General features: G+C 60.2%; 23 protein-coding genes and 1 tRNA gene. 15 read left to right on the top strand and 9 right to left on the bottom strand.

The genetic code is table 11. The annotated features are described in order from the left end of the window. Window position 1 precedes the first annotated feature (1 nt). Genes ABIE16_RS26455 through ABIE16_RS26465 form a run of 3 tightly spaced genes read left to right on the top strand, consistent with a single transcriptional unit; the run spans window position 2 to window position 1,015 of the window. Window positions 2-292 (top strand): hypothetical protein, encoded by a 291-nt coding sequence (locus ABIE16_RS26455; protein ID WP_429522235.1) that lies wholly within the window; start codon window positions 2-4, stop codon window positions 290-292. Beyond that, on the top strand, window positions 258-710 hold the full coding sequence (locus ABIE16_RS26460) for a type II toxin-antitoxin system Phd/YefM family antitoxin (RefSeq protein ID WP_429522236.1): 453 nt from the start codon (window positions 258-260) through the stop codon (window positions 708-710). The genes ABIE16_RS26455 and ABIE16_RS26460 overlap by 35 nt, the downstream gene beginning before the upstream one ends. Further along, window positions 707-1,015 carry a type II toxin-antitoxin system RelE/ParE family toxin gene (locus tag ABIE16_RS26465; protein ID WP_349734828.1) on the top strand — a complete coding sequence of 103 codons (309 nt, stop codon included), beginning with the start codon at window positions 707-709 and terminating at the stop codon, window positions 1,013-1,015. The genes ABIE16_RS26460 and ABIE16_RS26465 overlap by 4 nt, the downstream gene beginning before the upstream one ends. A 72-nt stretch (window positions 1,016-1,087) precedes the next feature. On the opposite strand, the gene ABIE16_RS26470 is transcribed toward ABIE16_RS26465, so the two are convergent. Continuing rightward, window positions 1,088-1,164: transfer RNA gene (locus ABIE16_RS26470), tRNA-Arg, on the bottom strand. Window positions 1,165-1,513: 349 nt separating this feature from the next. On the opposite strand from ABIE16_RS26470, the gene gabD reads away from it, so the two are divergent. From gabD to ABIE16_RS26485, 3 genes are all read left to right on the top strand, one after another. Continuing rightward, a complete protein-coding gene (gene gabD / locus ABIE16_RS26475) occupies window positions 1,514-2,956 on the top strand; it encodes an NADP-dependent succinate-semialdehyde dehydrogenase (protein ID WP_090452425.1) in 1,443 nt (480 codons plus the stop codon). A gap of 183 nt (window positions 2,957-3,139) precedes the next feature. Further along, window positions 3,140-4,417 (top strand): 4-aminobutyrate--2-oxoglutarate transaminase, encoded by a 1,278-nt coding sequence (gene gabT / locus ABIE16_RS26480; RefSeq protein WP_429522237.1) that lies wholly within the window; start codon window positions 3,140-3,142, stop codon window positions 4,415-4,417. Window positions 4,418-4,552: 135 nt separating this feature from the next. Further along, the gene (locus tag ABIE16_RS26485; protein ID WP_429522238.1) at window positions 4,553-5,767 is read left to right on the top strand and encodes an HDOD domain-containing protein; all 1,215 of its coding nucleotides are present in this window, start codon (window positions 4,553-4,555) and stop codon (window positions 5,765-5,767) included. A 189-nt stretch (window positions 5,768-5,956) separates the two neighbouring features. Here the strand turns inward: ABIE16_RS26485 and ABIE16_RS26490 are convergent, their stop codons facing one another. Further along, window positions 5,957-6,946: a GGDEF domain-containing protein gene (locus tag ABIE16_RS26490; protein WP_429522239.1), complete on the bottom strand. Its 990-nt coding sequence runs from the start codon at window positions 6,944-6,946 to the stop codon at window positions 5,957-5,959. A 202-nt stretch (window positions 6,947-7,148) separates the two neighbouring features. Beyond that, window positions 7,149-8,333, bottom strand: a complete 1,185-nt coding sequence (gene desA, locus ABIE16_RS26495; protein WP_057712516.1) for a delta-9 fatty acid desaturase DesA — start codon at window positions 8,331-8,333, stop codon at window positions 7,149-7,151. A 146-nt stretch (window positions 8,334-8,479) separates the two neighbouring features. On the opposite strand from desA, the gene dibA reads away from it, so the two are divergent. From dibA to ABIE16_RS26525, 6 genes are all read left to right on the top strand, one after another. Further along, window positions 8,480-10,399: a phosphodiesterase DibA gene (gene dibA / locus ABIE16_RS26500; RefSeq protein ID WP_429522240.1), complete on the top strand. Its 1,920-nt coding sequence runs from the start codon at window positions 8,480-8,482 to the stop codon at window positions 10,397-10,399. Window positions 10,400-10,687: 288 nt separating this feature from the next. Next, complete coding sequence (gene oscA, locus ABIE16_RS26505; RefSeq protein WP_056726967.1) at window positions 10,688-10,870, top strand: sulfur starvation response protein OscA; 183 nt, start codon at window positions 10,688-10,690, stop codon at window positions 10,868-10,870. 68 nt (window positions 10,871-10,938) lie between these two features. After that, entirely contained in the window at window positions 10,939-11,952 is a 1,014-nt protein-coding gene (locus ABIE16_RS26510) for a sulfate ABC transporter substrate-binding protein (RefSeq protein WP_429522241.1), read from the top strand. Between the two features lie 174 nt (window positions 11,953-12,126). Then, on the top strand, window positions 12,127-12,945 hold the full coding sequence (gene cysT, locus ABIE16_RS26515; protein WP_007972956.1) for a sulfate ABC transporter permease subunit CysT: 819 nt from the start codon (window positions 12,127-12,129) through the stop codon (window positions 12,943-12,945). Between the two features lie 12 nt (window positions 12,946-12,957). After that, a complete protein-coding gene (cysW, locus tag ABIE16_RS26520; protein WP_007972954.1) occupies window positions 12,958-13,827 on the top strand; it encodes a sulfate ABC transporter permease subunit CysW in 870 nt (289 codons plus the stop codon). Window positions 13,828-13,830: 3 nt separating this feature from the next. Then, window positions 13,831-14,820 (top strand): sulfate/molybdate ABC transporter ATP-binding protein, encoded by a 990-nt coding sequence (locus ABIE16_RS26525; protein WP_090452434.1) that lies wholly within the window; start codon window positions 13,831-13,833, stop codon window positions 14,818-14,820. Window positions 14,821-14,910: 90 nt separating this feature from the next. Here the strand turns inward: ABIE16_RS26525 and ABIE16_RS26530 are convergent, their stop codons facing one another. Continuing rightward, window positions 14,911-15,435 carry a DUF962 domain-containing protein gene (locus ABIE16_RS26530; protein ID WP_429522242.1) on the bottom strand — a complete coding sequence of 175 codons (525 nt, stop codon included), beginning with the start codon at window positions 15,433-15,435 and terminating at the stop codon, window positions 14,911-14,913. 83 nt (window positions 15,436-15,518) lie between these two features. On the opposite strand from ABIE16_RS26530, the gene ABIE16_RS26535 reads away from it, so the two are divergent. Further along, window positions 15,519-16,205: a Crp/Fnr family transcriptional regulator gene (locus ABIE16_RS26535; RefSeq protein ID WP_218495454.1), complete on the top strand. Its 687-nt coding sequence runs from the start codon at window positions 15,519-15,521 to the stop codon at window positions 16,203-16,205. 123 nt (window positions 16,206-16,328) lie between these two features. On the opposite strand, the gene ABIE16_RS26540 is transcribed toward ABIE16_RS26535, so the two are convergent. Further along, window positions 16,329-17,333, bottom strand: a complete 1,005-nt coding sequence (locus tag ABIE16_RS26540; RefSeq protein WP_429522243.1) for an AraC family transcriptional regulator — start codon at window positions 17,331-17,333, stop codon at window positions 16,329-16,331. A gap of 100 nt (window positions 17,334-17,433) precedes the next feature. Between ABIE16_RS26540 and ABIE16_RS26545 the strand changes: the two genes are divergently transcribed. Next, complete coding sequence (locus ABIE16_RS26545; protein ID WP_429522244.1) at window positions 17,434-18,507, top strand: fatty acid desaturase; 1,074 nt, start codon at window positions 17,434-17,436, stop codon at window positions 18,505-18,507. 130 nt (window positions 18,508-18,637) lie between these two features. Here the strand turns inward: ABIE16_RS26545 and ABIE16_RS26550 are convergent, their stop codons facing one another. The 3 genes from ABIE16_RS26550 to ABIE16_RS26560 are packed head-to-tail and all read right to left on the bottom strand — an operon-like array spanning window position 18,638 to window position 22,674. Beyond that, window positions 18,638-20,248: an arylsulfatase gene (locus ABIE16_RS26550; protein WP_090452443.1), complete on the bottom strand. Its 1,611-nt coding sequence runs from the start codon at window positions 20,246-20,248 to the stop codon at window positions 18,638-18,640. Window positions 20,249-20,263: 15 nt separating this feature from the next. Then, the gene (locus ABIE16_RS26555) at window positions 20,264-21,079 is read right to left on the bottom strand and encodes an ABC transporter ATP-binding protein (RefSeq protein WP_057712506.1); all 816 of its coding nucleotides are present in this window, start codon (window positions 21,077-21,079) and stop codon (window positions 20,264-20,266) included. After that, window positions 21,076-22,674, bottom strand: coding sequence for an ABC transporter permease (locus ABIE16_RS26560; RefSeq protein ID WP_429522245.1), 1,599 nt, complete (start codon window positions 22,672-22,674; stop codon window positions 21,076-21,078). Before ABIE16_RS26560 ends, ABIE16_RS26555 begins: the two co-directional genes overlap by 4 nt. Window positions 22,675-23,077: 403 nt before the next feature. On the opposite strand from ABIE16_RS26560, the gene ABIE16_RS26565 reads away from it, so the two are divergent. Continuing rightward, complete coding sequence (locus ABIE16_RS26565) at window positions 23,078-24,091, top strand: ABC transporter substrate-binding protein (protein ID WP_429522246.1); 1,014 nt, start codon at window positions 23,078-23,080, stop codon at window positions 24,089-24,091. Window positions 24,092-24,196: 105 nt separating this feature from the next. Here ABIE16_RS26565 and ABIE16_RS26570 read toward each other — a convergent pair whose 3' ends face one another. Beyond that, complete coding sequence (locus ABIE16_RS26570) at window positions 24,197-25,117, bottom strand: LysR family transcriptional regulator (RefSeq protein WP_090452450.1); 921 nt, start codon at window positions 25,115-25,117, stop codon at window positions 24,197-24,199. Between the last annotated feature and the right edge of the window lie 57 nt (window positions 25,118-25,174).

The following is a 25,174-nucleotide window of genomic DNA, read 5'->3' on the forward strand; positions in this document are numbered from 1 at the left end:
AGTGCGCGGCATTCCGGGGATTTGGCATCCACCCCCGAAAGCGCGCACTATCAGTGCTATAGCCGATGCGTTGGAGGATGCCGTGGCAAAAAAAATCGACCGCATCGCCCAAATGCTCAACTGCCCGCAAAAGGGTGAAGAACTGCGGCGAGCGATTACCGAGAGTCGCAAGGATTTTCTGCTGAATCAGCCGGAAGAGGATGTTGTTGAAGACGACGACCTTGAAGAGGAGTTTTTCGAGGGCGACGAGGACGATGATGAGTACGACGAATTCGACTGGACTACAGAATGAAAAAAACCGCTTCGGCGGTTTTTTTGTGGGCCAGGACAGCACCGGTCGGAGACTCGTTGACCCCCATGCTGAAAATGGCACACTATCAGGTACTTTTTTACGTACCTTTGGAGCCGCCATGGAGCAGCTACTTGCAAGTCGTTCGGTCAGCATCACCGAGCTCAAGCGCAGCCCGAGTACTGTAATCGAGCAAGCCGGTTCCGAGCCTGTTGCCGTGCTCAACCACAACCGTCCAGCCGCCTATCTTTTACCGCACGCGGCCTATCAACAGCTGCTGGATCGGCTGCACGCTGCCGAACTTCGTGAAGCCATTGCGGCGAGCCGCAACGATCCGCGTCCGGCCGTCGCTGCCGATACAATGTTTGCCGAGCTTGATGCGCTGATTGATGAGGTAGAAGCAGAGCAAAACCGTCCATGAGGCAATTGCTGTTCTCTGCATCGGCACGGGACGATCTGCTGCAAGTCGCTCGTTTTATCGCCCGAGACAATCCTGACCGGGCCCGGACGTTTGTGGGCGAGCTGCGCATGCAGTGCACGCGATTGATCGAACAACCGAATCTGGGTATTTCAAGAGACGATTGCGCCAAGGGATTGCGAATGCTTCCCCATGGCCGATATCTGATCTTCTACTGTTTGGCGGACGACGAGATCAAGGTCGAACGCGTGCTGCATAGCGCGAGAGACATTGGCCGGCTGTTTGAAAAAAACAGCATTGATCATTAGGCGCGAAGCTTGCAATCACCCACAAAAAAGCCCCAGACCCATAAGGCCCGAGGCTTTCTTGTAACAGCGGTATGGTGCACCAGGCGGGATTCGAACCCACGACCCCTGCCTTCGGAGGGCAGTACTCTATCCAGCTGAGCTACTGGTGCAGCGGGCGCCATGATACTCATATGCGCTGCGGGCGTCCATGCTGCTGAATCGCCTGCGTTTTTTTAAAGCTGTAACGCGTGGTTGCTACGTTGATCAGAAAAAATAGGCAAAAGCGTCGTTTTCGTTCTTTTTTTCGAACAGGCTATTGTCCTTTACCCCCTTTGATCCTAGGATTCGTTTGAGATTTCAAACGCTCTTGTCTGGGTGCTGAACCGCACGAGTTCAATCAGTGCGCTATTTATGTGCTTCAGCCCGGTGAATGATTTCCCTGACGGCAGCCTATCGAGGCGCCTTTCTACAATCATAATTTGCTCCGCATTCATTGCGGTGCTGTTAAGGAAAGCCGACATGCAGCTTAAAGACACCCAGTTGTTCCGCCAGCAAGCCTTCATCGATGGCGCGTGGGTCGATGCGGACAATGGTCAGACGATCAAGGTCAACAACCCGGCAACGGGCGAAATTCTGGGCACCGTGCCGAAAATGGGCGCTGCCGAAACCCGCCGTGCGATCGAAGCTGCTGACAAAGCGCTGCCGGCCTGGCGTGCACTGACCGCCAAAGAGCGTGCGACCAAGCTGCGTCGCTGGTTCGAACTGATCATCGAGAACCAGGACGACCTGGCTCGCCTGATGACCCTGGAACAAGGCAAGCCATTGGCCGAAGCCAAGGGCGAAATCGTTTACGCCGCTTCCTTCATCGAATGGTTCGCCGAAGAAGCCAAGCGTATCTACGGTGACGTGATTCCGGGCCACCAGCCAGACAAGCGCCTGATCGTGATCAAGCAGCCAATCGGCGTGACCGCTGCAATCACCCCGTGGAACTTCCCGGCTGCGATGATCACCCGTAAAGCCGGCCCGGCCCTGGCCGCCGGTTGCACCATGGTGCTCAAGCCTGCTTCGCAAACCCCGTACTCCGCTTTCGCCCTGGCCGAACTGGCCCAGCGCGCCGGCATTCCGGCTGGCGTGTTCAGCGTTGTTTCCGGCAGCGCCGGCGACATCGGTACCGAGCTGACCAGCAACCCGATCGTGCGCAAGCTGTCCTTCACCGGTTCGACCGAAATCGGTCGTCAACTGATGGCCGAATGCGCCAAGGACATCAAGAAAGTGTCCCTGGAGCTGGGCGGCAACGCGCCGTTCATCGTGTTCGACGACGCGGACCTGGATAAGGCCGTCGAAGGCGCGATCATTTCCAAATACCGCAACAACGGCCAGACCTGCGTCTGCGCCAACCGCCTGTACATCCAGGACGGTGTTTACGACGCATTCGCCGAGAAGTTGAAAGTGGCTGTCGCCAAACTGAAGATCGGCAACGGTCTGGAAGCAGGCACTACCACTGGCCCGCTGATCGACGAAAAAGCCGTGGCCAAGGTGCAAGAACACATCGCCGATGCCTTGAGCAAAGGCGCGACCGTGCTGGCGGGTGGCAAGCCGATGGAAGGCAACTTCTTCGAGCCGACTATCCTGACCAACGTGCCGAACAACGCTGCCGTGGCCAAGGAAGAAACCTTCGGTCCATTGGCTCCACTGTTCCGTTTCAAAGACGAAGCCGACGTGATCGCGATGTCCAACGACACCGAGTTCGGTCTGGCCTCGTACTTCTATGCTCGTGATCTGGGCCGTGTGTTCCGTGTGGCTGAAGCCCTGGAATACGGCATGGTCGGCGTCAACACCGGGTTGATCTCCAACGAAGTCGCGCCGTTCGGCGGCATCAAGGCCTCGGGCCTGGGCCGTGAAGGCTCCAAGTACGGCATCGAAGATTACCTGGAAATCAAATACCTCTGCCTGGGCATCTAACCCCGGAGAGCATTGCTTCAAGCGCAAAGGGCACGAGAGCGCTGTCCCTTTGCGCCGCTTCAAACCGGAATTTTCTCGGTGGCCGGGAGCGCAGTGGCAGTCGATCATCGCATGCTGCCGCCGTTGTTCCCCGCCGCTTAATCCTTGAACCACGCCGCCCGATGAGCGGTGAATGAGGAATGTATGAGCAAGACTAACGCTTCTTTGATGGCCCGCCGTACCGCTGCTGTTCCACGTGGTGTTGGCCAGATTCACCCGATCTTCGCCGATTCCGCGAAGAACGCGACCGTAACCGACGTTGAAGGTCGTGAATTCATCGACTTCGCCGGCGGTATCGCCGTACTGAACACCGGCCACGTGCACCCGAAAGTCATCGCCGCCGTGACCGAGCAGCTGAACAAGCTGACCCACACCTGCTTCCAGGTACTGGCCTACGAGCCGTACGTGGAAGTGTGCGAAAAAATCAACGCCAAGGTCCCAGGTGATTTCGACAAGAAAACCCTGCTGGTGACCACCGGCTCCGAAGCCGTGGAAAACTCCATCAAGATCGCCCGTGCCGCCACTGGCCGTGCCGGCGTGATCGCCTTCACCGGCGCCTACCACGGTCGCACCATGATGACCCTGGGTCTGACCGGTAAAGTCGTGCCTTACTCGGCCGGCATGGGCCTGATGCCAGGCGGCATCTTCCGCGCGCTGTACCCGAACGAACTGCACGGCGTGAGCATCGACGATTCGATCGCTTCCATCGAACGCATCTTCAAGAACGACGCCGAGCCGAAAGACATCGCTGCGATCATCATCGAGCCGGTTCAGGGCGAAGGTGGTTTCTACGTCGCTCCGAAAGAATTCATGAAGCGTCTGCGTGCCCTGTGCGACCAGCACGGCATCCTGCTGATCGCTGACGAAGTACAGACTGGCGCTGGCCGTACCGGCACATTCTTCGCGATGGAACAGATGGGCGTTGCCGCCGACCTGACCACCTTCGCCAAATCCATCGCTGGCGGCTTCCCGCTGGCCGGTGTGTGCGGCAAGGCCGAATACATGGACGCCATCGCTCCAGGCGGCCTGGGCGGCACCTACGCCGGTAGCCCGATCGCTTGCGCCGCGGCCCTGGCCGTGATGGAAGTGTTCGAAGAAGAACACCTGCTGGATCGTTGCAAGGCTGTTGGCGAGCGTCTGGTAACCGGCCTGAAGGCCATCCAGGCCAAGTACCCGGTGATCGGTGAAGTCCGTGCCCTGGGCGCGATGATCGCGGTCGAGCTGTTCGAAGGTGGCGACAGCCACAAGCCGAACGCTGCAGCCGTGGCGTCCGTTGTGGCCAAGGCTCGCGACAAGGGTCTGATCCTGCTGTCCTGCGGCACCTACGGCAACGTTCTGCGCGTCCTGGTACCGCTGACCTCGCCGGACGAGCAACTGGACAAAGGTCTGGCGATCATCGAAGAGTGCTTCTCCGAACTCTGATCCCCGGTGTGATCTGATCCACAAAAAACCCGCTTCGGCGGGTTTTTTCATGCCCCTTGAAACACATCCCGCCCATTAGCGCTGTATCGGATGGCCAGCATTGGCTAAGGTTTGCGCATTGCCAGGGAGAGCTGTATGACAACCGTCATTTTACCCGCCGTTCCAAGAGTCCTGATCGCCGAGGCCGACCCCTGGTCCCGGGATTTGCTCAAGGAAGTGTTGTTGAACGTACGCTGCGATGCGCGGCTGGATTTGTGTGCCGATGGTCAGCAAGCGCTGGAGCTATTGGCTGCCAACCCCTATGACCTGGTGATCGCCGACCGGGAGTTGCCCGGCGTCGATGGCCTGAATGTCCTGCGCAACATCCGCCAGCGCAAACGCAATCCGCCGATGCCGTTCATTCTGATGAGCAGTCGCAACGACAGTGCCAGCGTGCGCGAGGCCTTGCCGCTGGCGCCGGCCGCGTACCTGACCAAACCCCTGAATATGGAAAGCCTGACCCATCGGTTGCAGGGGCTGCTGCTGAACGCTGGCGAAGAAGTCTCGTGCGAAGTGCCGTCGCTGGCACCGGGCATGACGTTGTCGGTGTTTCTGGAGCGTCGACGGGAATTGGCTGACGGTGCGCCGCTGATGACCGACGTGCAAGTGGCGGTCAAACGCAGCCTCAATCCCAATGGCCTCGACCTGACGGTGCTGGAAGACGAAATCCGCACCGATCCGCAGGTTACCGCTGTGCTGATCGCCGCCGCCAACAGCGCGGCCCAGCACCACGGCACCGCTGTGCAAACCCTGTCCCAGGCGCTGCATCGCCTGGGCACCGGGCAGAGCATGAACCTGATTCTCGGGTTGGCGCTCAAGCGCAGTGCCCGGCTCAGCGATCCGCAATTGGCCGACTATGCCGAGCGTTACTGGGATCTGTCCCTGCACACCGCCGAATACGCGAGAACCCTGGCGCGCTTGCTCGATCTGGATCAGGAGCGCTGCTATTGCGCCGGCATGTTGCATCGTCTCGGCGATCTGGCGTTGCTGCGGTGTTTGCAGGAATGGAAACAGGCCGGTGGCGAACTGGACGAGCAGGAGGAAGTGGGCGAAGCGCTGGTTGAATTTGGCGCGGCCTATGGCTCGGCCCTGCGCACGCGCTGGCGTCTGCCACTGGAGTTGCGCGAACTGATTGCGGCGGCCTACCAGCTCGGTGGCGGGGTTTACTCGCGCGAAGCGCTGGTGATGAACATGGCGACGCAGATGGCGCGCTTGACCGAGCATGAGGGCATCGAGGCGCTGGCGAAGAGCCGGACGGCGAGGTTGCTCAAGATCGGCCTGCCGGAGTTGATGCGTTTGCGCAAAAAGTAAGCACACCACCAACCCCTGTGGGAGCGAGCTTTTGTGGCGAGGGGGCTTGCCCCCGTTCGGTTGCGCAGCAGCCGTAAACCAGCGAATGCGGTTGTCCTGACAATGCTGCATAACCAAATGCAGGACTGCTTCGCAGCCCAACGGGGGCAAGCCCCCTCGCCACAGGTATCCGGTGGTATCAGCGAAATCTCAGGCAGTGACAATCCGGTTCTTGCCTTCGCGCTTGGCCTGGTACATCGCGGCATCTGCCCGGGAAAACAGGTTTTCCACGTTTTCGTCCGCGGCGGTCAGGCTGGTCAGGCCCTGGCTGACGGTGATGCCGAACGTCTGGCCCTCATGGTTGAAACTCAATTGCTGAATCTGCCGTTGCAGGCGTTCAGCCACTTGCAGGGCCATTTGCGGCGTGCATCCGGGAAACACCGCGGCGAACTCCTCACCGCCAATGCGCCCGAACAGGTCGCGACGACGCAACGCTGCGCGGCCGCTTTCGGCAATGCGTTGCAACACGTTGTCGCCTTCCTGGTGACCGTAGGTGTCGTTGATCGTCTTGAAGTTATCAATGTCCAGCATCAGAAACGACAGCGGCTCGCCCTGTTGCCGGGTGTGTGCGAACGCGCGGTGGGCGCATTCGAAGAAATGACGGCGGTTGCTGCTCTGGGTCAGCGCATCGATGGTGGCCAGACGATGCAGCTCGGTTTCCATCTGCTTCTTGTCGGTGATGTCTTCGGCGATGCCGACGATGATCACCGGTTGCCCCGGCTCGGGCTGGCGGTTGATGTAGCATTTGTCGCTTAGCCAGCGCACCTGGCCGTCTGCGGCGATGACTCGATACTCGCGGTCTTCGACGGCGCCTTTGTCCAGCACTTCGGCAAGGCTGCGTTCGGCATAGTCCAGGTCGTCAGGGTGAATGCTGTCGCACCATTGATTGCCGTCGGCCAGCAGTAGATCGGCCGAACGGCCAAAGATCCGTTCATAGGCGGGGCTGACGTAAAGCACCTTGCGGGTTTCCCAATCGAATGCCCACAGCACTGCATTGACGCTCATCAGCAAGGTGCTGAACAACTGTTCGCGTTCGCTCAGGCGTGCGACTTCGCGTTGGGCGTGCATCAGCGCTATCAGGGGCTGCGCGGCCTCGGGCCAATGGGACGGAGATGAGTCTTGCAGGTTTTTTGGGGCCATCGACACAAATCTCAAAGGGCATGCCGCGCGTTCGATAGCGGCCAACACCAAGCCTGCCGGGAATGGCGAAGTGTCTTTGAGATAGGGCTTTTTAGATGAAGTTCCCGCCTTGTGTGGCGAGGAAGCTGGCTCCCGCCGGGCGGTACTGATGGCACGCCACATAACCATGTGGGAGCGAGCAAGCCCGCTCCCACAGGTTTTTTCAGACGGCGGCAGGGCGCAGGGAGTAGGTCTTCAACTGATCGGCGAAGTCGCGCAGGGATTGAATCCCGCTGGCTTCGGCTTCGTGTACCCAGTCCTTGATGGCCGCCAGCATGTCGTGACCATTTGAGCTGGTCTTGACCCAGATCTGTTGCAGGGCCAGGCGTTTTTCGTAAATTACCTTCAGCGCCTGACTGTGCTCGAGCATGTTCTGGATGCGTACATGGTGTTTGTCATCCAGCAGGCTGGTCTCCCGCGAAAGCAGGCGTTTGGCCCGGTGGAACTGGTGACGTACCGAGTGATCGACTTTTTCCAGCTCTTGCTTGACCAGCGGGCCGATCACCAATTTGCGGTACTGGGCCATGATCTGGAAGCGGTTGTTGAGGATCGCCATGGCGGTGTCCATGTCCAGGTTGCCCTTGCCTTCGACGCGATGGGCAATCGGCGCAACCCGTTGAACCTTGGCCAGGCGCAGGAAGCTGAAGACTTGAATCCACGCCCAGCCCAGGTCGAACTCCCACTTCTTCACCGACAGTTTTGCCGAGTTAGGGTAGGTGTGATGGTTGTTATGCAGTTCTTCGCCGCCAATCAGGATGCCCCAAGGCACCAGGTTGGTCGCCGCATCGCGGCATTCGAAGTTGCGGTAGCCAATGGCATGGCCCAGGCCATTGACCACGCCGGCGGCCCACACCGGGATCCACATCATCTGGATGGCCCAGATGGTGATGCCGATGGTGCCGAACAGCAGCAGGTCGATAACGCCCATGATCGCGATGCCCAGCAGCGGGAAGCGGCTGTAGAGGTTGCGCTCGATCCAGTCTTCGGGGCAGTTCTTGCCGTAGATGCGCAGCGTCTCGGGGTTTTCCGCTTCGGCGCGGTACAGCTCGGCGCCTTTGCGCAGCACCGTGGACAAACCCTTGATGACCGGGCTGTGCGGGTCATCGACGGTTTCGCATTTGGCGTGATGCTTACGGTGGATGGCAGTCCACTCGCGGGTGTTCTGCGCCGTGGTCAGCCACAGCCAGAAACGGAAGAAATGCTTAAGGCCGCCATTCAGCTCCAAGGAGCGATGAGCCGAGTAACGATGCAGATAGACCGTGACGGCGATGATCGTGACGTGGGTCATCAGCAGGGTGACTGCTACCAGCGACCAGGGCGACAAGCCAAGAAAACCTTCGTACCACATAGGCTGTAGGGCCCTCGATAAAGAAAAAACAGCCGTTGCATTATCACTAAGCCCACACAGAAAACCAGTCACCCTTTCAGATAAGAGTGGCTGGATGTGTCTTTAAACTATAATTCCAACCTTTTTGTAGGGACATGGATCGCCGGATGTCTGCCACCTATCGCGATGCCTTGCGTGCAGCGCTGCTCTATCTGCTGCTTTCTGTGGTTTGGCTGCAGATCAGTGGCTATTTATTAAACAGTTTCTTCGATAGCTCTGCCGAGCGATTGCGATGGCAACTGATCAACGGTTATGTCTGGGTGCTGTTCAGTGCCGGGTTGATCTTCATTGCCCGGGCGCGGCTGCTGCGGTGTCTGGGTATCGGCGCCAAACTGCGTGAGCGCGATGCCGACCGCATGCGCTTGCGCCAGGCGGCAGCCGTGTTCGACTGCACCCGCGAAGGCGTGCTGGTCACCAATCGGGAAGGTCTGATCGTCCATGTGAACCGGGCGTTCATGGAAATCACCGGTTACGGGTGTGAGGACGTGCTGGGGCAGCGGCCCAACCTGTTCAAGTCCGGGCGACACTCTCCGGAGTTCTATCAGGTGATGTTTGCCACGCTCGCCAGTGTCGGGGAGTGGAGTGGAGAAATCTGGAACCGGCGCAAAAGCGGCGAGATTTACCCGCAATGGCAAACGATCCGCCTGATCCACGACGACTACGGCCAGCCGAGCCAATATGTGGCGGTGTTTTCCGACATCAGTGCAATCAAGAATTCAGAACACGAACTGATGCACCTGGCGCACCACGATCCGCTGACCGACCTGCCGAACCGCCTGCTGTTCACCGACCGCGCCGAACAGGCCCTGGCCTCGGCACAGGTCCACAAGCGTGGCTGCGCGCTGCTGATGATCGATCTCGATCACTTCAAGATGATCAACGACAGCCTCGGGCATACCATTGGCGACCAGTTGCTCAAGGTTGTGGCCGAGCGCCTGGGGGCCATGTTCGGTCCGGGTGTCACCCTGGCGCGGTTGGGCGGGGATGAGTTCGCCATACTTGCCGAAAGCTGTCCGCAACTGGTTCAGGCCGCTGCGTTGGCCCAGCGGATTATCGATGGCCTCAAGGAGCCGTTCCTCATTGATGGGCACCAGCTGTTCATCAACACCAGCATCGGCATCAGCCTGTTCCCCAGCGATGCCTTGAGCGTCGAGCAACTGCTGCGTAATGCCGACTCTGCGCTATTCAAGGCCAAGAGCGCGGGGCGCAATGATTATGCGTTGTACACCGAAGAGCTGACGGCTCACGCCCAGCAACGGGTCGAGATCGCCTTCGAATTGCGCCGCGCCCTGGATCGACAAGAGCTGCGGGTCTACTACCAGCCGGTTCACGACCTCAAGAGCCGTCGCCTGATCGGCGTCGAGGCGCTGGTGCGTTGGCAGCACCCGCAGCGGGGCCTGGTGTCGCCGGCGGAATTCATTCCGGTCGCCGAACGAACCGGTCTGATTGCAGAAATCGACGCCTGGGTCATGGCGCAGGCGTGCCGGCAGATGTGCCAGTGGCAGCAGGACGGGGTGGTGCTGTCGTTCGTCGCGGTCAACGTTTCTTCGCGTCTGTTCGCCCGTCGTGAGCTGTATCAGCAGGTGGCGCAGGTCCTGCGCGAAACCGGGCTGGAGCCGGCGTTTCTCGAGCTGGAAGTCACTGAAAGCGCGGTGATGGAAGACCCGGAAGTCGCGCTGGAGCAGATGCATCGCCTGCGCGAGCTGGGTGTGCGCCTGGCCATCGACGACTTTGGCACGGGTTATTCATCGTTGCTGCGGCTCAAGCGTCTGCCGGTGCAGAAGTTGAAAATCGACCAGGGCTTCGTCGCCGGATTGCCGTGGGATGAGGATGATGCGGCGATCTCGCGGGTGATCATTGCGCTGGCCCAGAGCATGGGCATGCAGGTCCATGCCGAGGGGATCGAACAGGCTGAGCAGGCGGAATTTCTGCTCGAGCACGATTGCGATCTGGGTCAGGGCTACTGGTTCGGGCGGCCGGTACCGGCGGAGCAGCTTGACTGGATGCATGAGCCGGTGATCGTGTAGGAGCAAAACCTGTGGGAGCGAGCTTGCTCGCGATAGCGGAATATCAGTCGACATTTCTGGTGGCTGACACTGCCTCATCGCGAGCAAGCTCGCTCCCACAGGATTTTTTTGGTGTGCCTGAAAGAGGGTGATTCACCTCAAGCTCTTGTCTCTACAGTTAATCTCTTATGGTTATATAAACATTCTTAAATAGTCTTTTTAAGAATATCTACACCTCTCTAGTATTGCTCTCAAGCCGCAAGCAGTGCCGACACTGCGAGGCAACCTCTCAGTTGAAGGAGCAGCAATATGAGCGCATCCCTGCGTAGCGTCGACGGTCAAGACGAAGCCACCATCCTGCGTGAAATCCAGAGTGCCCTGCGCGATCTGCGCTTTGGCGCCGTGGAAATCACTGTGCACAACGCCCAGGTGGTGCAGATCGAACGCAAGGAAAAATTCCGTTTGCAGCAGCCGGGCAACAAGTCGGGCTGAGGCGAATCAGGCAACGCGATATCCCATAAGAAAAAGCCAACAAACCAAGAATTCCAGGAGCTTTCACCATGTCGTCGATTCGTCATTTCGCTTTGGCCGCCCTGGCCAGCGCCCTTTTTGCCGGTTCCGCCGTTGCCAAGGACTATGAGCTGCTCAACGTGTCGTATGACCCGACCCGCGAGCTGTATCAGGACTACAACGCCGAATTCATCAAGTTCTGGCAAAAGGACCACGCCGGTGACTCCGTGAAAATCCAGCAATCCCACGGCGGTTCGGGCAAGCAGGGTCGGGCGGTGATCGATGGCCTGCGTGCCGACGTCGTGACCCTGGCCCTGGCCGGCGATATCGACGAAATCGCCAAGCTTGGCAAGTCCCTGCCGGCGGACTGGCAAAAGCGCCTGCCGGACGCCAGCACGCCTTACACCTCGACCATCGTGTTCCTGGTGCGCAAGGGCAACCCTAAAGGCATCAAGGACTGGGGCGATCTGATCAAGAATGATGTCTCGGTGATCACACCGAATCCGAAAACCTCCGGCGGTGCGCGCTGGAACTTCCTCGCGGCCTGGGCCTATGGCCTGAAAGCCAATGGCGGCGACGAAGCCAAGGCCAAGGAATACGTGCAAACCCTGTTCAAGCACGTGCCAGTGCTGGATACCGGCGCCCGCGGCTCGACCATTACCTTCGTCAACAACGGCCAGGGCGACGTATTGCTGGCCTGGGAAAACGAAGCCTTCCTGGCCCTGAAAGAAGAGGGTGGCGCCGACAAGTTCGACATCGTCGTGCCTTCGCTGTCGATCCTCGCTGAGCCGCCGGTGGCGGTAGTCGACAAAAATGCCGAGAAAAAGGGCAACGGGCAGATCGCCGAAGCCTACCTCAAGCACCTGTACAGCCCGGCCGGCCAGGAAATCGCGGCGAAGAACTTCTATCGTCCACGTGACAAGGACGTGGCCGCCAAATACGCCCAGCAGTTCCCGAAACTGGAGCTGGTGAGCATCGACAAGGATTTCGGCGGCTGGAAAGTCGCACAGCCGAAATTCTTCAATGATGGGGGCGTGTTCGACCAGATCTACCAGGCGCAGTAATCTGACTCAAGCCACGCAACGAGCCTGATGCCTGGGCTCGTAACTGTGGGAGCGGGCTTGCTCGCGAAGGCGGTGTGTCAGGCGACGTAAATGTTGACTGATATGGCCTCTTCGCGAGCAAGCCCGCTCCCACATTGATGCGTTTAGCGGATCGCTTTTTAACCAAGGACTTTTATGTCGCGTCGTATCTCCCCCGTCATACCCGGCTTCGGGCTGACGCTGGGCTACACCTTGGTGTACCTCAGCCTGATTGTGCTCATACCACTGGCGGCGATGTTCGTGCATGCCGCTCAACTCACCTGGGATCAGTTCTGGGCAATCATCTCGGCGCCACGGGTGCTGGCCGCGTTGAAGCTCAGCTTCGGCACCGCCCTGTGTGCCGCGATCATCAACGGCATCATTGGCACGCTGCTGGCCTGGGTATTAGTGCGCTATACCTTCCCAGGGCGAAAAGTGATCGATGCAATGATCGACTTGCCGTTCGCATTGCCCACGGCGGTGGCCGGTATTGCGCTGACGGCGTTGTACACCCCTACCGGTCTGGTGGGTCAGTTTGCGGCGGATCTGGGTTTCAAGATCGCCTACACCCCTCTGGGCATCACCCTTGCCCTCACTTTTGTGACACTTCCATTCGTAGTACGTACCGTACAGCCAGTATTGGCGGATATTCCTCGTGAAGTCGAGGAAGCGGCGGCGTGCCTGGGTGCAAAACCCTTGCAGGTTTTCCGCCATATCCTGCTGCCGGCACTGCTTCCGGCATGGCTTACCGGTTTCGCTTTGGCCTTTGCCCGCGGGGTCGGCGAGTACGGTTCGGTGATTTTCATCGCCGGCAACATGCCGATGAAAACCGAGATTCTGCCGCTGCTGATCATGGTCAAGCTCGACCAATACGATTACACCGGCGCTACCTCCATTGGTGTACTGATGCTGGTGGTTTCCTTCGTCCTGTTGCTGCTGATCAACTTGTTGCAGCGGCGCATCGAAACCCCATAAGGAGGCGCACCCATGTCCCAATCGTCTATTGCTGCCGCTTCCTCGAACGCTGCCCGCCGTGGCAGCGCGACCTCGCGGCGAATCCTGATCGGCCTTGGCTGGCTGATTTTTGCGCTGTTCCTGTTGCTGCCGCTGTTCATCGTGGTGTCCCAAGGGCTGAAGCTCGGCCTCGGGGCGTTTTTCACCGCGATCTTTGAGCCGGACGCGCTGTCGGCGCTGAAACTCACGGTCATCGCCGTGTTGATTTCGGTGCCGCTGAACCTGGTGTTTGGCGTCAGCGCCGCCTGGTGCGTGAGCAAGTACTCGTTCCGCGGCAAGAGCATGCTGGTGACACTGATCGACCTGCCGTTCTCGGTGTCGCCGGTGATCGCCGGTCTGGTCTATGTGCTGATGTTCGGCGCCCAAGGCCTGTTCGGCCCATGGTTGCAGGACCACGACATCCAGATCGTCTTCGCCCTGCCGGGCATCGTGCTGGCGACGATCTTCGTCACCGTGCCGTTCGTTGCCCGTGAACTGATCCCGCTGATGCAGGAGCAAGGTACCCAGGAAGAGGAGGCCGCGCGCCTGCTCGGGGCCAACGGCTGGCAGATGTTCTGGCACGTCACCGTGCCCAACATCAAATGGGGCCTGATCTACGGCGTGGTGTTGTGTACCGCGCGGGCCATGGGGGAGTTCGGTGCGGTGTCGGTGGTTTCCGGGCACATTCGCGGGGTGACCAACACCCTGCCGTTGCACGTCGAGATCCTCTACAACGAATACAACCACGTGGCCGCGTTCGCCGTGGCGAGCCTGTTGCTGATCCTGGCGCTCTTCATCCTGCTGCTCAAGCAGTGGAGCGAAAACCGTATTAACCGCCTGCGCGCCAGCGCCGCGGAGGAATAATTCATGTCGATCGAAGTGCGTAATGTCAGCAAGAACTTCCACGCGTTCAAGGCGCTGGACAACATCAGCCTGGATATCCAGAGCGGCGAACTCGTCGCGTTGCTCGGTCCGTCGGGCTGCGGCAAGACCACGCTGCTGCGGATCATCGCTGGCCTGGAAACTCCGGACCAGGGCAACATCGTGTTCCACGGTGAAGACGTTTCCGGGCATGACGTGCGTGATCGCAACGTCGGTTTCGTGTTCCAGCACTACGCCCTGTTCCGCCACATGACGGTGTTCGACAACGTCGCGTTCGGCCTGCGCATGAAGCCGAAAAACCAGCGCCCGAGCGAAAGCCAGATCGCAACCAAAGTCCACGAACTGCTGAACATGGTGCAACTGGACTGGTTGTCGGATCGCTACCCGGAACAACTCTCCGGCGGACAGCGTCAGCGCATTGCCCTGGCCCGAGCCCTGGCGGTGGAGCCGAAAGTGCTGCTGCTCGACGAACCTTTCGGCGCCCTCGACGCCAAGGTTCGTAAAGAGCTGCGTCGCTGGTTGGCGCGCCTGCACGAAGACATCAACCTGACCTCGGTGTTCGTCACCCACGACCAGGAAGAAGCGATGGAAGTCGCCGACCGTATCGTGGTGATGAACAAGGGTGTGATCGAGCAGATCGGCTCACCGGGTGACGTCTACGAAAACCCGGCCAGCGATTTCGTCTATCACTTCCTCGGTGATTCGAACCGTCTGCACCTGGGCGAAGACAGGCACGTACTGTTCCGCCCGCACGAGGTGTCGCTGTCACGCCATGAACTGGAAGACCACCACGCGGCGGAAGTGCGGGACATTCGTCCGCTGGGCGCGACAACGCGGGTGACGCTGAAGGTTGAAGGGCAGAGCGATCTGATCGAGGCCGAAGTGGTCAAGGATCACGATAGCCTGATCGGATTGGCGAAGGGAGAGACGCTGTTCTTCAAGCCGAAGGTTTGGCAGAAGGTTGCAAACATCTAAGGCAAAAGCATCGCGAGCAAGCTCGCTCCCACAGGGGGTCTATGTGCACCATAGATCCTCTGTGGGAGCGAGCTTGCTCGCGATTGCTATCTAAACAGCGGCACGTTTCGGATTGACCCGTACCCCACCCGCCCGCGCCTCGATCTGCTCTTTCAGGTCATGCCGCATCCCCAGCATGAACGCCAGCTCGGCCACCACAAACAACGGCCCGACAATCAATCCCGTCACATCATCGACGAACGCCGGTTTGCGCCCTTCGTAGTGATGACCGACAAACTGAATCGCCCAACCGATCACGAACATCGCCACGCCGCTGCCCAGCCAGACCAGCGTGCTTTGCTGCGCCAGCGCATGACCGGCCCACACGGACAGCCCGAGCAACACGGTCATCAACACGCCCAGGCGCAACTCCAGGCGCAGGTAAAACCACGCCGATGCCAGCGAGATGAGCACCGTCGGTGACATCCACACGCCGCCCAGCGACCACTCCGGCCGGGACAGCAACACCGCGACGGCGACCACGATCAGCGGAATGCCGATAAAGTGCGAGGCGATGTTGCGCGGGTCACGGTGGTAGGCGGCGTATTGACTGAGGTGGTCGACCAGGCTTTTCATTGTTGTTCTCCTGTAGGGTGATTGATCATGCCCCGGGGCCATTTCCCACTCTGTCAGCCAGGCGACAATCTCTAGGAGTTTTCATGGATATGCAGGTCTGGCGTCCACGCCTGATGAGCGGTCAGTGGTTCAGCCATTTGCCTGTTTCCCTACAGGATAGCCTGCTGTCGGCGGCCAGGCTGCGGCGCTTGTCTGCGGGCCAGCGGCTGTTCAAGCGTGGCGATCCGCCCTGTGGCCTGTACGCGGTGCTTGAAGGCGCGGTGCGCGTCGGTGCCGTCAGCGAGCAAGGCAAGGAAGCGTTGCTGAGCCTGGTGGAGCCGCCGCACTGGTTCGGCGAAATCTGCCTGTTCGATGGCCAGCCACGCACCCACGATGCGTACGGCGTGGGCCAGTGCACGCTGCTGCACATTCCCCAGAACACCTTGCTGGCGCTGCTCGACGAGCATCCGCAGCACTGGCGGCAACTGGCATTGCTGATGAGCCAGAAGTTGCGCATGACCTTCATCAACCTCGAACAACTGAGCCTGTTGCCGGCCCCGGCACGGCTGGCGCACCGCTTGTTGATGATCGCCGAAGGCTATGGCGAGACCATTCCTGCGCGCCGCGTCCTGCAACTGCCCCAGGAGCAGCTTGCTTCAATGCTGTCGCTGTCGCGCCAGACCACTAACCAGATTCTCAAGGAGTTGCAGGGGCAGGGGATCATAGGGCTGAGTTACGGCGAAATTGAAATCCTCGATGCCGAGCGATTGCGGGAGCTGGCCTCGATTTAACTGTTTACGCAGGCCCATTGTGGGAGCGAGCTTGCTCGCGATGACGGTGTGTCAGTCTCCAGGTGTGTCGACTGACCGTCCGCTATCGCGAGCAAGCTCGCTCCCACAGGGGATCCGGATCAATCACCGCAACCCATCCCGAAACTGCCCCGGTGTCATCCCGGTCCAGCGCTTGAACGCGCGACTGAAGCTGCTGGTGTCAGCAAACCCGAGCAGGTAACTGATTTCGCTCAGCGAGACTTGAGGGTCGCGCAGGTGCAGTAGGGCGAGGTTTTCGCGGCTTTCGTTGAGCAGCGTGTCGAACCGGCAGCCTTCATCGGCCAGGTGCCGTTGCAGGCTGCGCAGGCTCAGGTGCAGGGCCTTGGCGATGTGTTCGGCGCTGGGTTCGCCTTCGGGCAGTTGTTCTTCAATGGCATCGCGAACCTTGCGCTCCCAGGTCAGCGGCTTGAGTTGCGCCAGGGTGCGTTTGAGCACGGTTTCGTTGTGTTCGGCCAGTTCCGGGTTGGCGTCATCCAGGTGGCTGTCGAAGTCGACGAGGGCGAACTCCAGCCGGTCTTCGTCGGCGCCGAAGTGCATGGGCGAGCGGAAGACTTTATGCCACTGGTGCGCGTCCGTCGGCTCCGGGCGGCGCAGGTAGGTCGCCAGTGGCGCGTAGTCGCGACCCAGGCGATTGCGGCAGGTGCGCACGTAAATCGCCATGAACGCATCGATGGCTTCGAAGGCCGGGGCGGGGTTACCGGCCGGGATTTTCAGGCTGAAACGGTAGCGATCCTCGGCACGGGTCAGTTCCAGTTCCAGGGCATCACTGACTACCTGGTGATAGCGCACGATGCGCTCGAACACTTCCCGCAGACTGCCGCTGGCCACCAGCGCATAACCCAGCGCATGGAAGGTGGTCGGGCTGACGAAACGCGAAACCCGCAAACCGATCGCCGGGTCACCGCTGGTCTGCACCGCCAGATTCCACAGGTGCGTGGTGCCCGACAGCGGATAGCGCGCGTTCGGGTCGTCCATCAGTTGCGGGTCGAGCCCCGCTTGCTGGCACAGGGCGGTGCTGTCGATGCCCAGGGCATCGAGTTGCTTGCGCAGGGCGCGGGTCCAGCTGGCGAGGGAGGTCGGTTCAGTCATGCTGATTGGCGCTTCCGGTCAACAGGTTGGCGTTCTCGGCTACCGCCTTGCAGAGGTTTCCAAGGCAGGATGCAACCATCAATAACCAGAGGATGGAAGCATGAGCGGTACTTCTGCAAGCCCCCAACGACTGAATGCAGTCCAACGATCGGCCCATATCCGTGAAGTGGTGCTGGCCAGAGGCGTCGAGCTGCGCGAGCAATACCCGATTCTCAAGCATCAGGACGCCCTCGGCGCAGGCATTCTGACCTTCGCCATCGCCGGTATGGTCGGCTCAGCGGCGCTCTACATGAGCGGGCACATGGCATGGTGGGCGTGCCTGCTGCTCAACGCATTTTTCGCCTCGCTGACCCATGAGCTGGAACACGACCTGATCCACAGCATGTACTTCCGCAAGCAGAAGGTGCCGCACAACCTGATGATGGGGCTGGTGTGGCTGGCGCGGCCGAGCACTATCAATCCGTGGATTCGCCGCCATCTGCACCTCAATCACCACAAGGTGTCGGGCTCTGAAACCGATATGGAAGAACGCGCCATTACCAACGGCGAACCCTGGGGCATCGCGCGATTCTTGATGATTGGCGACAACATGATGTCGTCGTTCATCCGAATGCTGCGGGCCAAGACCTGGGCGCAAAAGATCAGCATCGTCCAGCGCACCCTGAAGGTCTACGCACCGCTGGCGCTGATGCATTGGGGCGCGTGGTACGTGTTTCTCGGTTTCCACGCAGCGAACGGTGTTGCACATCTGATGGGCGCACCGATCGAGTGGTCGGCGACCACGTTGTCGGTGATGCAGGTGATCGACATCGCGGCGGTTGTGATCATCGGCCCGAACGTGTTGCGCACGTTCTGCCTGCACTTCATCAGCTCGAACATGCACTACTACGGTGACGTGGAGCCGGGCAACGTGATGCAGCAGACGCAAGTGCTGAACGCGTGGTGGCTGTGGCCGTTGCAGGCGTTCTGCTTCAACTTCGGCAGCAGCCACGGGATTCATCACTTTGTGGTGAAGGAACCGTTCTACATCCGGCAGCTCACCGTGCCGGTGGGACACAAGGTGATGCGCGAGATGGGCGTGCGGTTCAATGATTTCGGTACGTTTGCACGGGCCAACCGGTTTGAGCGCAAGGACGAATTGGTCGGGGATAAGGTGCGTACGGCTCGGGCTTGATGGTTGTTTGTTAAGGCCTCATCGCGAGCAAGCTCGCTCCCACAGGGTGTGTCGGTGTGAATGCGATCTTTGCATCACATCGGCCAGTGTGGGAGCGGGCTTGCTCGCGAATGCGGTGCATCAGGCAATATCAATCCGGCTGAAACGGCGACTCACTCAAGATCACCCCTGTCTCATCCACATACCGCTGCCAATGTTCGATCAAGGCACTGAGCTTCTGCGGTTGGCTCGACGCCAGGTCATGAATCTCCCCCGGATCATTGCCCAGGTCATACAACTGCCAGGTCGCCGGCCCCACCGGTCCCGGGATGTAAACCGCCTTCCATTGCCCTTGCCGAATCGCCCGTCGCCCGAACAATTCCCAACCGGTGACGGTGTGCTCGTCATGCACTTGCGCCGTCTCGCCCGACAAGAACCCAAGCCACGACTTGCCTCGAACTTCCGCCACGGGTTTGCCGTGCCACTGCTTGCCCGGATGACGCACGCCGGCCAGATCAAGAATGGTCGGCGTGATGTCCATCACCGTGCCAAACCCATGGCTGATCTGGCCCTTGAGCGGCAATTGCGGGTAGTGCACCAGCGCCGGAACACGTATCCCGCCTTCGGTCGTGAAGGCTTTGAACAGCCGCGACGGCGCGGTCGCCACTTGCGCCCAGTTCGGCCCGTACCAGACGTAGGAGTTGGCGCGACCGATGTTGTCCAGGCTGTTGTCGTAATGCTGGTTGAGATAGGTCAGCAACTGCGGGCCGAATTTCGGAAAGGCCTCCAGCAACGCCCCTTCGGCACCGTTATCGGACATGAACAGGATGAAGGTGTTGTCCAGTTGCCCTTGCTGGCGCAAGTAATCGACGACCCGCCCGATGTTCCAGTCCATGCGCTCGACCATCGCCGCATAAACCTCCATGGCCCGCGCGGAGATCTGACGTTGCTCGTCGTTCAGGGCATCCCATTGTGCAGTCAACTGGATCAATGGATGCGGCTCGACATCGGCCTCGATCAGCCCCAGTTTCTTGAGTTTTTCCAGACGCTCAAGTCGCAGTACTTCAGGGCCGGCGTCATAGCGCCCGCGGTATTTTTCCACCACCTCGGCCGGTGCCTGCAGCGGCCAGTGAGGTGCGGAAAACGGCAGGTAGGCGAAGAACGGCCGGGTCTGGTCGCGCTCCTTGAGGTATTGCAGCAGCTTGTCGCCAAAGGCATCGGATGAATAGAAATCCTTCGGCAGTTCGTCGATGAATTGGTCGTCTTCGATGTACAGCGCCGGGGTGGATTTCAGCAGCCGTGGCGTCGTTTCATCGTAGGTCGGCTCGAAGCCGTAATGGTTGGCCGCGCCGGGCAACAGCGAAAACGAACGCTCGAAACCCCGGGCGTGAGGCGCCAGTTCTGCGGTCAGGCCCAGGTGCCATTTACCGCTCATCAATGTCTGGTAACCGGCCTCGCGCAGCAGCTCGGGCAGGGCGACCACGCGGTCGTTCAGGTGTCCTTCGTAACCCGGTTTGCCGATCAGGTCGGGGGTCAATGCTTCGGCCATGGTGCCGATGCCGGCGATGTGGTGGTCGGTACCGGTGAGCAACATCGAACGGGTCGGCGAGCAGGTCGGTGCGGTGTGGAAGTCGGTCAAGCGCAGGCCATTGTTGGCCAGTGCATCGAGGTTCGGCGTGTTGATTTCGCCACCGAAGGCGCCGATGTCGGAAAAGCCCAGGTCATCGGCCAGGATCACTAGAAAGTTGGGACGTTGCGGCATCAAGAATTTCCTTTTTCAGTAGGCAATGAAGGACAACGGCAGATCGCGGACCTGCACCGGCACGGGGGGCTGGTAGTGATCGTCGCTGGTGAGTTCGTGAAGCAGTTCCTCGCGTAACTGGTGGAAGTCGAAACTGCTGCGCTGGCGCGGGTGGGGCAGGGCAATGTCGACCACTTGTTTGATCCGCCCCGGACGCGGCTCCATCACCACGACACGGTCGGCGAGGAAGATCGCTTCCTCGACATCGTGGGTGACCAGCACGGTGGTGATTTTTGCCCGGGCGCGGATCGCCAACAGTTCGTCCTGCATCTGCTGGCGGGTCAGTGCATCGAGGGCGCCGAAGGGCTCATCCAGCAGCAGAATCCGTGGGCTGGCCACCAGGCCGCGAGCAATGGCCACGCGCTGGGCCATGCCGCCGGAGAGCTGGTGCGGATAGGCGCGGGCGAAGTCGCCCAGGCCCACCAGTTCGATGAAATCATGGATGCGCCTGTGCTTTTGCGCAGCGCTCAATGGCTCGTTGACCAGGCCCAGGCCGATGTTGTCGGCCACGCTCAGCCACGGGAACAAGCGGTGTTCCTGAAAGACGATGCCGCGCTCGCCGCCGATGCCGGTGACGGCTTTTCCGTCCACGCTGATTTGCCCGCGAAACTGCGTATCGAGGCCCACCAGCAGCCGCAGCAAAGTGGATTTGCCGCAACCGCTGGAGCCGACAATGGCGACGAACTCGCCCTCGGCGATGTCCAGGTTGAATTCGCGAATGGCCTCAAGTGTGAAGCCGTCGACGTCGAAGGTTTTGCCCACGTGATTGAAGCTGACAATCGGTGCGTTCATGCGTGTCTCCAGCGAGTGACGCGGATTTCCAGGCGTTGGCCAATGAGGTTGAGCAGGGCGCCGGTCAGGCCCACCAGCAGCATGCCGGCCATGATCAGGTCCATGCGCAGCAGTTGCTGGGCGCCGATCATCTGGCTGCCGATGCCGCCATTGGACGGCATGAAGTATTCAGCGCCAATGGTGCCGAGCCAGGCGTAGATAAGGCTCAGCCGAAGCCCTGCAAAAATCCCTGGCGCCGCGCCCGGTAGTACCAGTCGAACCAGGCGCTGACGCAGACTCAGGCGCAACACCTGCGCGGCCTCGTTCAGTTGCGGCGAGAGGTGGGCGACGCTGCGTTGGGTGGCGATAAACAGCGGGAAAAAGGCGGCGAGGGCAACGAACACCCACTTGGCCAATTCCCCCAGGCCGAACCACGCGGTGAGCAGCGGCACCCAGGCGAATATGGCGATCTGACGGATGGCGGCGAGGGTTGGGCCGAGCACGCGTTCACTGGTGCGCGACAACCCCAGCAGCAACCCCAAGGCAAACCCGAGCCCGCCACCGAGCAGCAACCCGCCAAGGGTTCGGCCCAGGCTCAGGGCCATGCCACCAAGCAATGTGCCGTCGAGCAAACCATCCCGAGTGGTCTGCAGGACGGCCAGCGGGCTGACCAGAATGTTCGCGTCGATCCATTGCTGATCCGAGGTCAGTTGCCACAACGCCAGAAGCGCCAGTGGCAGCAGCCACGGTTGCAATCGCTGCCAACCTCGATAACGCGGCCCGCGACGGATTTCGGCCGTGGCCGGGTGTGGCCAGTGCACCAGTTTCCTGTCCAGCAAACCGATGCCGCGATCCATCGCCACACCGATCAAACCGATCACCACAATGCACACGAACACGATGTCGAGCATGAACAGCTGCCGCGCCCAGACCATCAGGTAGCCGATGCCTTCACTGGAAGCGAGCAGTTCAACAGCGAGCAGTGAAGTCCAGCCGGCGGCCAGTGCGAGGCGCACACCGGCCATGAATGCCGGCAGTGCGGCAGGCAGCACCAGGCGTCGGATCAACAGGTGCCTGGGCAGGCGCAACACGGCGGCGGCTTCGCGCAGTTTTGGTTGTGCATCGCGCACACCGACCAGTGTGTGCAGGGTCACCGGCACCACGATGGCCTTGATCAGCACCACCAGTTTCAGCACTTCGCCAATGCCGAAAAACACCATGAACAATGGAATCCAGGCCAGGGTCGGGACTTGCGCCAACCCGGCGAAGGTTGGAAACACAAGGCGCTCCAGCCGACGACTGAAACCCAGTGCCGCTCCCAAGACAGCGCCTGTGCCGATCCCGGCCAGCAGCCCCCAGAACAAGCGTTGCAGGCTGATCCACAAATTGCTCCACAACTCGCCTTGGGACAGTTCCAGTGCGCTGCTCCAGACCAGGCTCGGCGCCGGCAGGATCTGCTCGCTCATCCAGTGATTGCGGCTGGCGAGCCACCAGAGGCTGAACAGGAGAGTCGGCAACAACCATGGCAACAGCCGATGGTTCAGGCTCGGCCAGCGCTGCTTGCTTTCAAGCGACGGCGCGGGCAATGGCAAGCTGAGCAGAGAAACACGGGCCATGGGTGACCTCCGTTGTCGGGTTGCAATACAGGCCTGCTTTTTTGTGGGAGCGAGCTTGCTCGCGATGAGGGCATGTCAGGCGACTCATGTGCTGGATGACACACCGCTATCGCGAGCAAGCCCGCTCCCACAGGGTCCAAGGCGTATGCAAAATTGATCTATAAAAATTAAAATCAATGCTATTGAGAGATAAGCGAAACCATTTAAGGCCTCTATAAGCCACTGCATCCAATGCATTCGAAGAATATTTTTGATGCTGCCAAGGCATACGCCACGGAGAGGTCCGCAGGCGTTGGTATAGATCCAAATAGTCTAAAAATGTGAATTTATAGTATTTAAGCGTTGGTTCTACTTGGGCCTACTTTCGGCTCCTCAACGCCCGTTGCCTCAAGGAGCCGTACCCATGAACCTTCCCTTCAAACGTGTCATCAGTCTGTTCGCCGCACCGGCCCTGGCGAGCCTGCTGGCTTTCACGGCCAACGCTGGTGAACTCAAGGAAATCCGCATCGCCGTGCCGGACCTCAGTGCCGGTACCCAGCACAGTGGTGGCGGTGTCGTGGATGTGCTGCGTGATCAACAGATCTTCGAAAAGGCTTTCGCCGATCAAGGCATCAAGATTCAGTGGAGCTTCTTCAAGGGCGCAGGCCCGGTGATCAACGAGGCGTTCGCCAACGGTCAAGTGGACCTGGCCTACCTCGGCGATCTGGCGGCCATCATCGGCAAGTCCAATGGTCTGGATACGCGACTGCTCAGCGCCTCGGCGCGCGGGGTGAAGCATTACCTCGGCGTGGTGCCGGGTTCAGGGATCAAGACCCTGCAGGACCTCAAGGGCAAACGCGTGGCCATCTTCCGTGGCACTGCCAGCCAGCTGTCCTTTGACGCGGCGTTGGCTAGCCAGGGGTTGAGCGAGAAGGATGTGAAAGTCATCAACCTCGACTTCAACGCGGCGGTCGCGGCGCTGGCGGCGAAGCAGATCGATGCCTCGTGGGGCGGTTCCGGGCTGACGGCGTTGCAAGCCAAGGGGCTGGCCGAGTTGCCGCTAAACACCAAGGATCTGGGCGGTGCGGGCAGCGTGCAGGCGGTGCTGATAGGGACTGGAAAGTTTGTCGATGCGCATCCGGAGGCGGTGGCGAAATTGCTCAAGGCCCAACAGCAGGCCGTGGAGTGGCTGACCCAGGACAGCAACAAGGACGCCTACATTCAGTTGGTGTCGGGGCTGGCGAGTTATCCGGCGGTGATCCTCACACAGGACCTGAAGGATCAGAAACTGAGCGAGGTGTTCCCCTCGACGCTTGACCCGGTGTTCCTCGGCAAATTGCAGGATGCCGTGGACCTGGCTTCGCAGCAGAAGCTGATTCGCAAGTCGTTCAAGGTCAGTGATTGGGTGGCGCCGGAGTTGGCTGCTGCGAAGCTCTGAATCTTTAGTGAATTCATTGGCCTCATCGCGAGCAAGCTCGCTCCCACACTGACCGTGTGAACACCGGAGATCCCCTGTGGGAGCGAGCTTGCTCGCGATGAGGCCCTAAACCGCAACGGGCATCTGCTGCCTGTCCACCGCCACCAACGTTTCGATCATCGCCCGCGCCGCCGGTGACAACCGGAACCCCGTGCGGCTGACGATCCCGCACCGCGCATTCATGCTCTCAATGTTCTGCGGCAGGTTGCGCCAGTGCAGCAGCACCAGCGAGCCCTGGGCAATGTCTTCAACAAACGCTTCTTCAGTCCCCACGCCGATGGCATTGGATTGCAGCACCACTTTCACCAGCGCCGGAAAATGTTCGGTCTCGATGGTTGGTGAAAAGTCCACCCGGCCACTGAGGTTTGCCAGCAGTTTGCGAATGCCTGGCGGGATCTTCGTGGTCGCCAGCGGGTAATCGAACATGTCGTTGGTCGACAGGCTCTCCTTGGCCAGCAGCGGATGCCCTGGCCGGCAGAAAAACACGCCGCGCTTGGGCGTCAGAGCCTGGGTCTGGAAGTTCGGATCGGACTCGAAATGGCGGATGTCGGCGATGAAGAATTCGATCTCTTCACGGCTCAGGGCGCGGCTGAGTTTCTCCCAGTTATCCACCTCGAAACAGGTGCGCACTTTCGGGTGCGCGTTGATGAACTGCGCCACCGCATCCGGCACCAGTTTCACCGCCGGCGCCGGGCCGCAACCGAAGCGCAGTTCACCGGCATCGAGCTTGGTCATCTGCGTCACTTCGCAACTGAGCAGCGCAGCACCCTGCACCAGGCTGCGGGCATGTTGCAGCACCACCAAGCCTTCAGGGGTGGGGCGCAAATCCTTGTTGCCACGGTCCACCAGGACGCAGCCGAACTCGTGTTCGAGCCCCTGAATGCTGCGGCTGAAGGCCGGCTGGGTAATGCCCATGGCCTCGGCCGCGCGCACGAAACTGCGGTGTTCGTCGAGGGCGATGAAGTAACGCAACTGGCGAAGATCCATATGCTTTTCCGGCATCCTAAAAATAGCTCGAAGGCATTTGCGACGAGGGTTGACTGA

Source organism: Pseudomonas sp. 2725, from assembly GCF_050434585.1.
In the GTDB taxonomy this organism is placed as follows: Bacteria; Pseudomonadota; Gammaproteobacteria; order Pseudomonadales; family Pseudomonadaceae; genus Aquipseudomonas; species Aquipseudomonas jessenii.

Bases quoted from the DNA above. Each gene is read 5' to 3' on its own strand.
- ABIE16_RS26460 (WP_429522236.1), top strand. From the start codon at position 258: ATGAGTACGACGAATTCGACTGGACTACAGAATGAAAAAAACCGCTTC.
- ABIE16_RS26465 (WP_349734828.1), top strand. From the start codon at position 707: ATGAGGCAATTGCTGTTCTCTGCATCGGCACGGGACGATCTGCTGCAA.
- gabD (WP_090452425.1), top strand. From the start codon at position 1,514: ATGCAGCTTAAAGACACCCAGTTGTTCCGCCAGCAAGCCTTCATCGAT.
- gabT (WP_429522237.1), top strand. From the start codon at position 3,140: ATGAGCAAGACTAACGCTTCTTTGATGGCCCGCCGTACCGCTGCTGTT.
- ABIE16_RS26485 (WP_429522238.1), top strand. From the start codon at position 4,553: ATGACAACCGTCATTTTACCCGCCGTTCCAAGAGTCCTGATCGCCGAG.
- ABIE16_RS26490 (WP_429522239.1), bottom strand. From the start codon at position 6,946: ATGGCCCCAAAAAACCTGCAAGACTCATCTCCGTCCCATTGGCCCGAG.
- desA (WP_057712516.1), bottom strand. From the start codon at position 8,333: ATGTGGTACGAAGGTTTTCTTGGCTTGTCGCCCTGGTCGCTGGTAGCA.
- dibA (WP_429522240.1), top strand. From the start codon at position 8,480: ATGTCTGCCACCTATCGCGATGCCTTGCGTGCAGCGCTGCTCTATCTG.
- oscA (WP_056726967.1), top strand. From the start codon at position 10,688: ATGAGCGCATCCCTGCGTAGCGTCGACGGTCAAGACGAAGCCACCATC.
- ABIE16_RS26510 (WP_429522241.1), top strand. From the start codon at position 10,939: ATGTCGTCGATTCGTCATTTCGCTTTGGCCGCCCTGGCCAGCGCCCTT.
- cysT (WP_007972956.1), top strand. From the start codon at position 12,127: ATGTCGCGTCGTATCTCCCCCGTCATACCCGGCTTCGGGCTGACGCTG.
- cysW (WP_007972954.1), top strand. From the start codon at position 12,958: ATGTCCCAATCGTCTATTGCTGCCGCTTCCTCGAACGCTGCCCGCCGT.
- ABIE16_RS26525 (WP_090452434.1), top strand. From the start codon at position 13,831: ATGTCGATCGAAGTGCGTAATGTCAGCAAGAACTTCCACGCGTTCAAG.
- ABIE16_RS26530 (WP_429522242.1), bottom strand. From the start codon at position 15,435: ATGAAAAGCCTGGTCGACCACCTCAGTCAATACGCCGCCTACCACCGT.
- ABIE16_RS26535 (WP_218495454.1), top strand. From the start codon at position 15,519: ATGGATATGCAGGTCTGGCGTCCACGCCTGATGAGCGGTCAGTGGTTC.
- ABIE16_RS26540 (WP_429522243.1), bottom strand. From the start codon at position 17,333: ATGACTGAACCGACCTCCCTCGCCAGCTGGACCCGCGCCCTGCGCAAG.
- ABIE16_RS26545 (WP_429522244.1), top strand. From the start codon at position 17,434: ATGAGCGGTACTTCTGCAAGCCCCCAACGACTGAATGCAGTCCAACGA.
- ABIE16_RS26550 (WP_090452443.1), bottom strand. From the start codon at position 20,248: ATGCCGCAACGTCCCAACTTTCTAGTGATCCTGGCCGATGACCTGGGC.
- ABIE16_RS26555 (WP_057712506.1), bottom strand. From the start codon at position 21,079: ATGAACGCACCGATTGTCAGCTTCAATCACGTGGGCAAAACCTTCGAC.
- ABIE16_RS26560 (WP_429522245.1), bottom strand. From the start codon at position 22,674: ATGGCCCGTGTTTCTCTGCTCAGCTTGCCATTGCCCGCGCCGTCGCTT.
- ABIE16_RS26565 (WP_429522246.1), top strand. From the start codon at position 23,078: ATGAACCTTCCCTTCAAACGTGTCATCAGTCTGTTCGCCGCACCGGCC.
- ABIE16_RS26570 (WP_090452450.1), bottom strand. From the start codon at position 25,117: ATGGATCTTCGCCAGTTGCGTTACTTCATCGCCCTCGACGAACACCGC.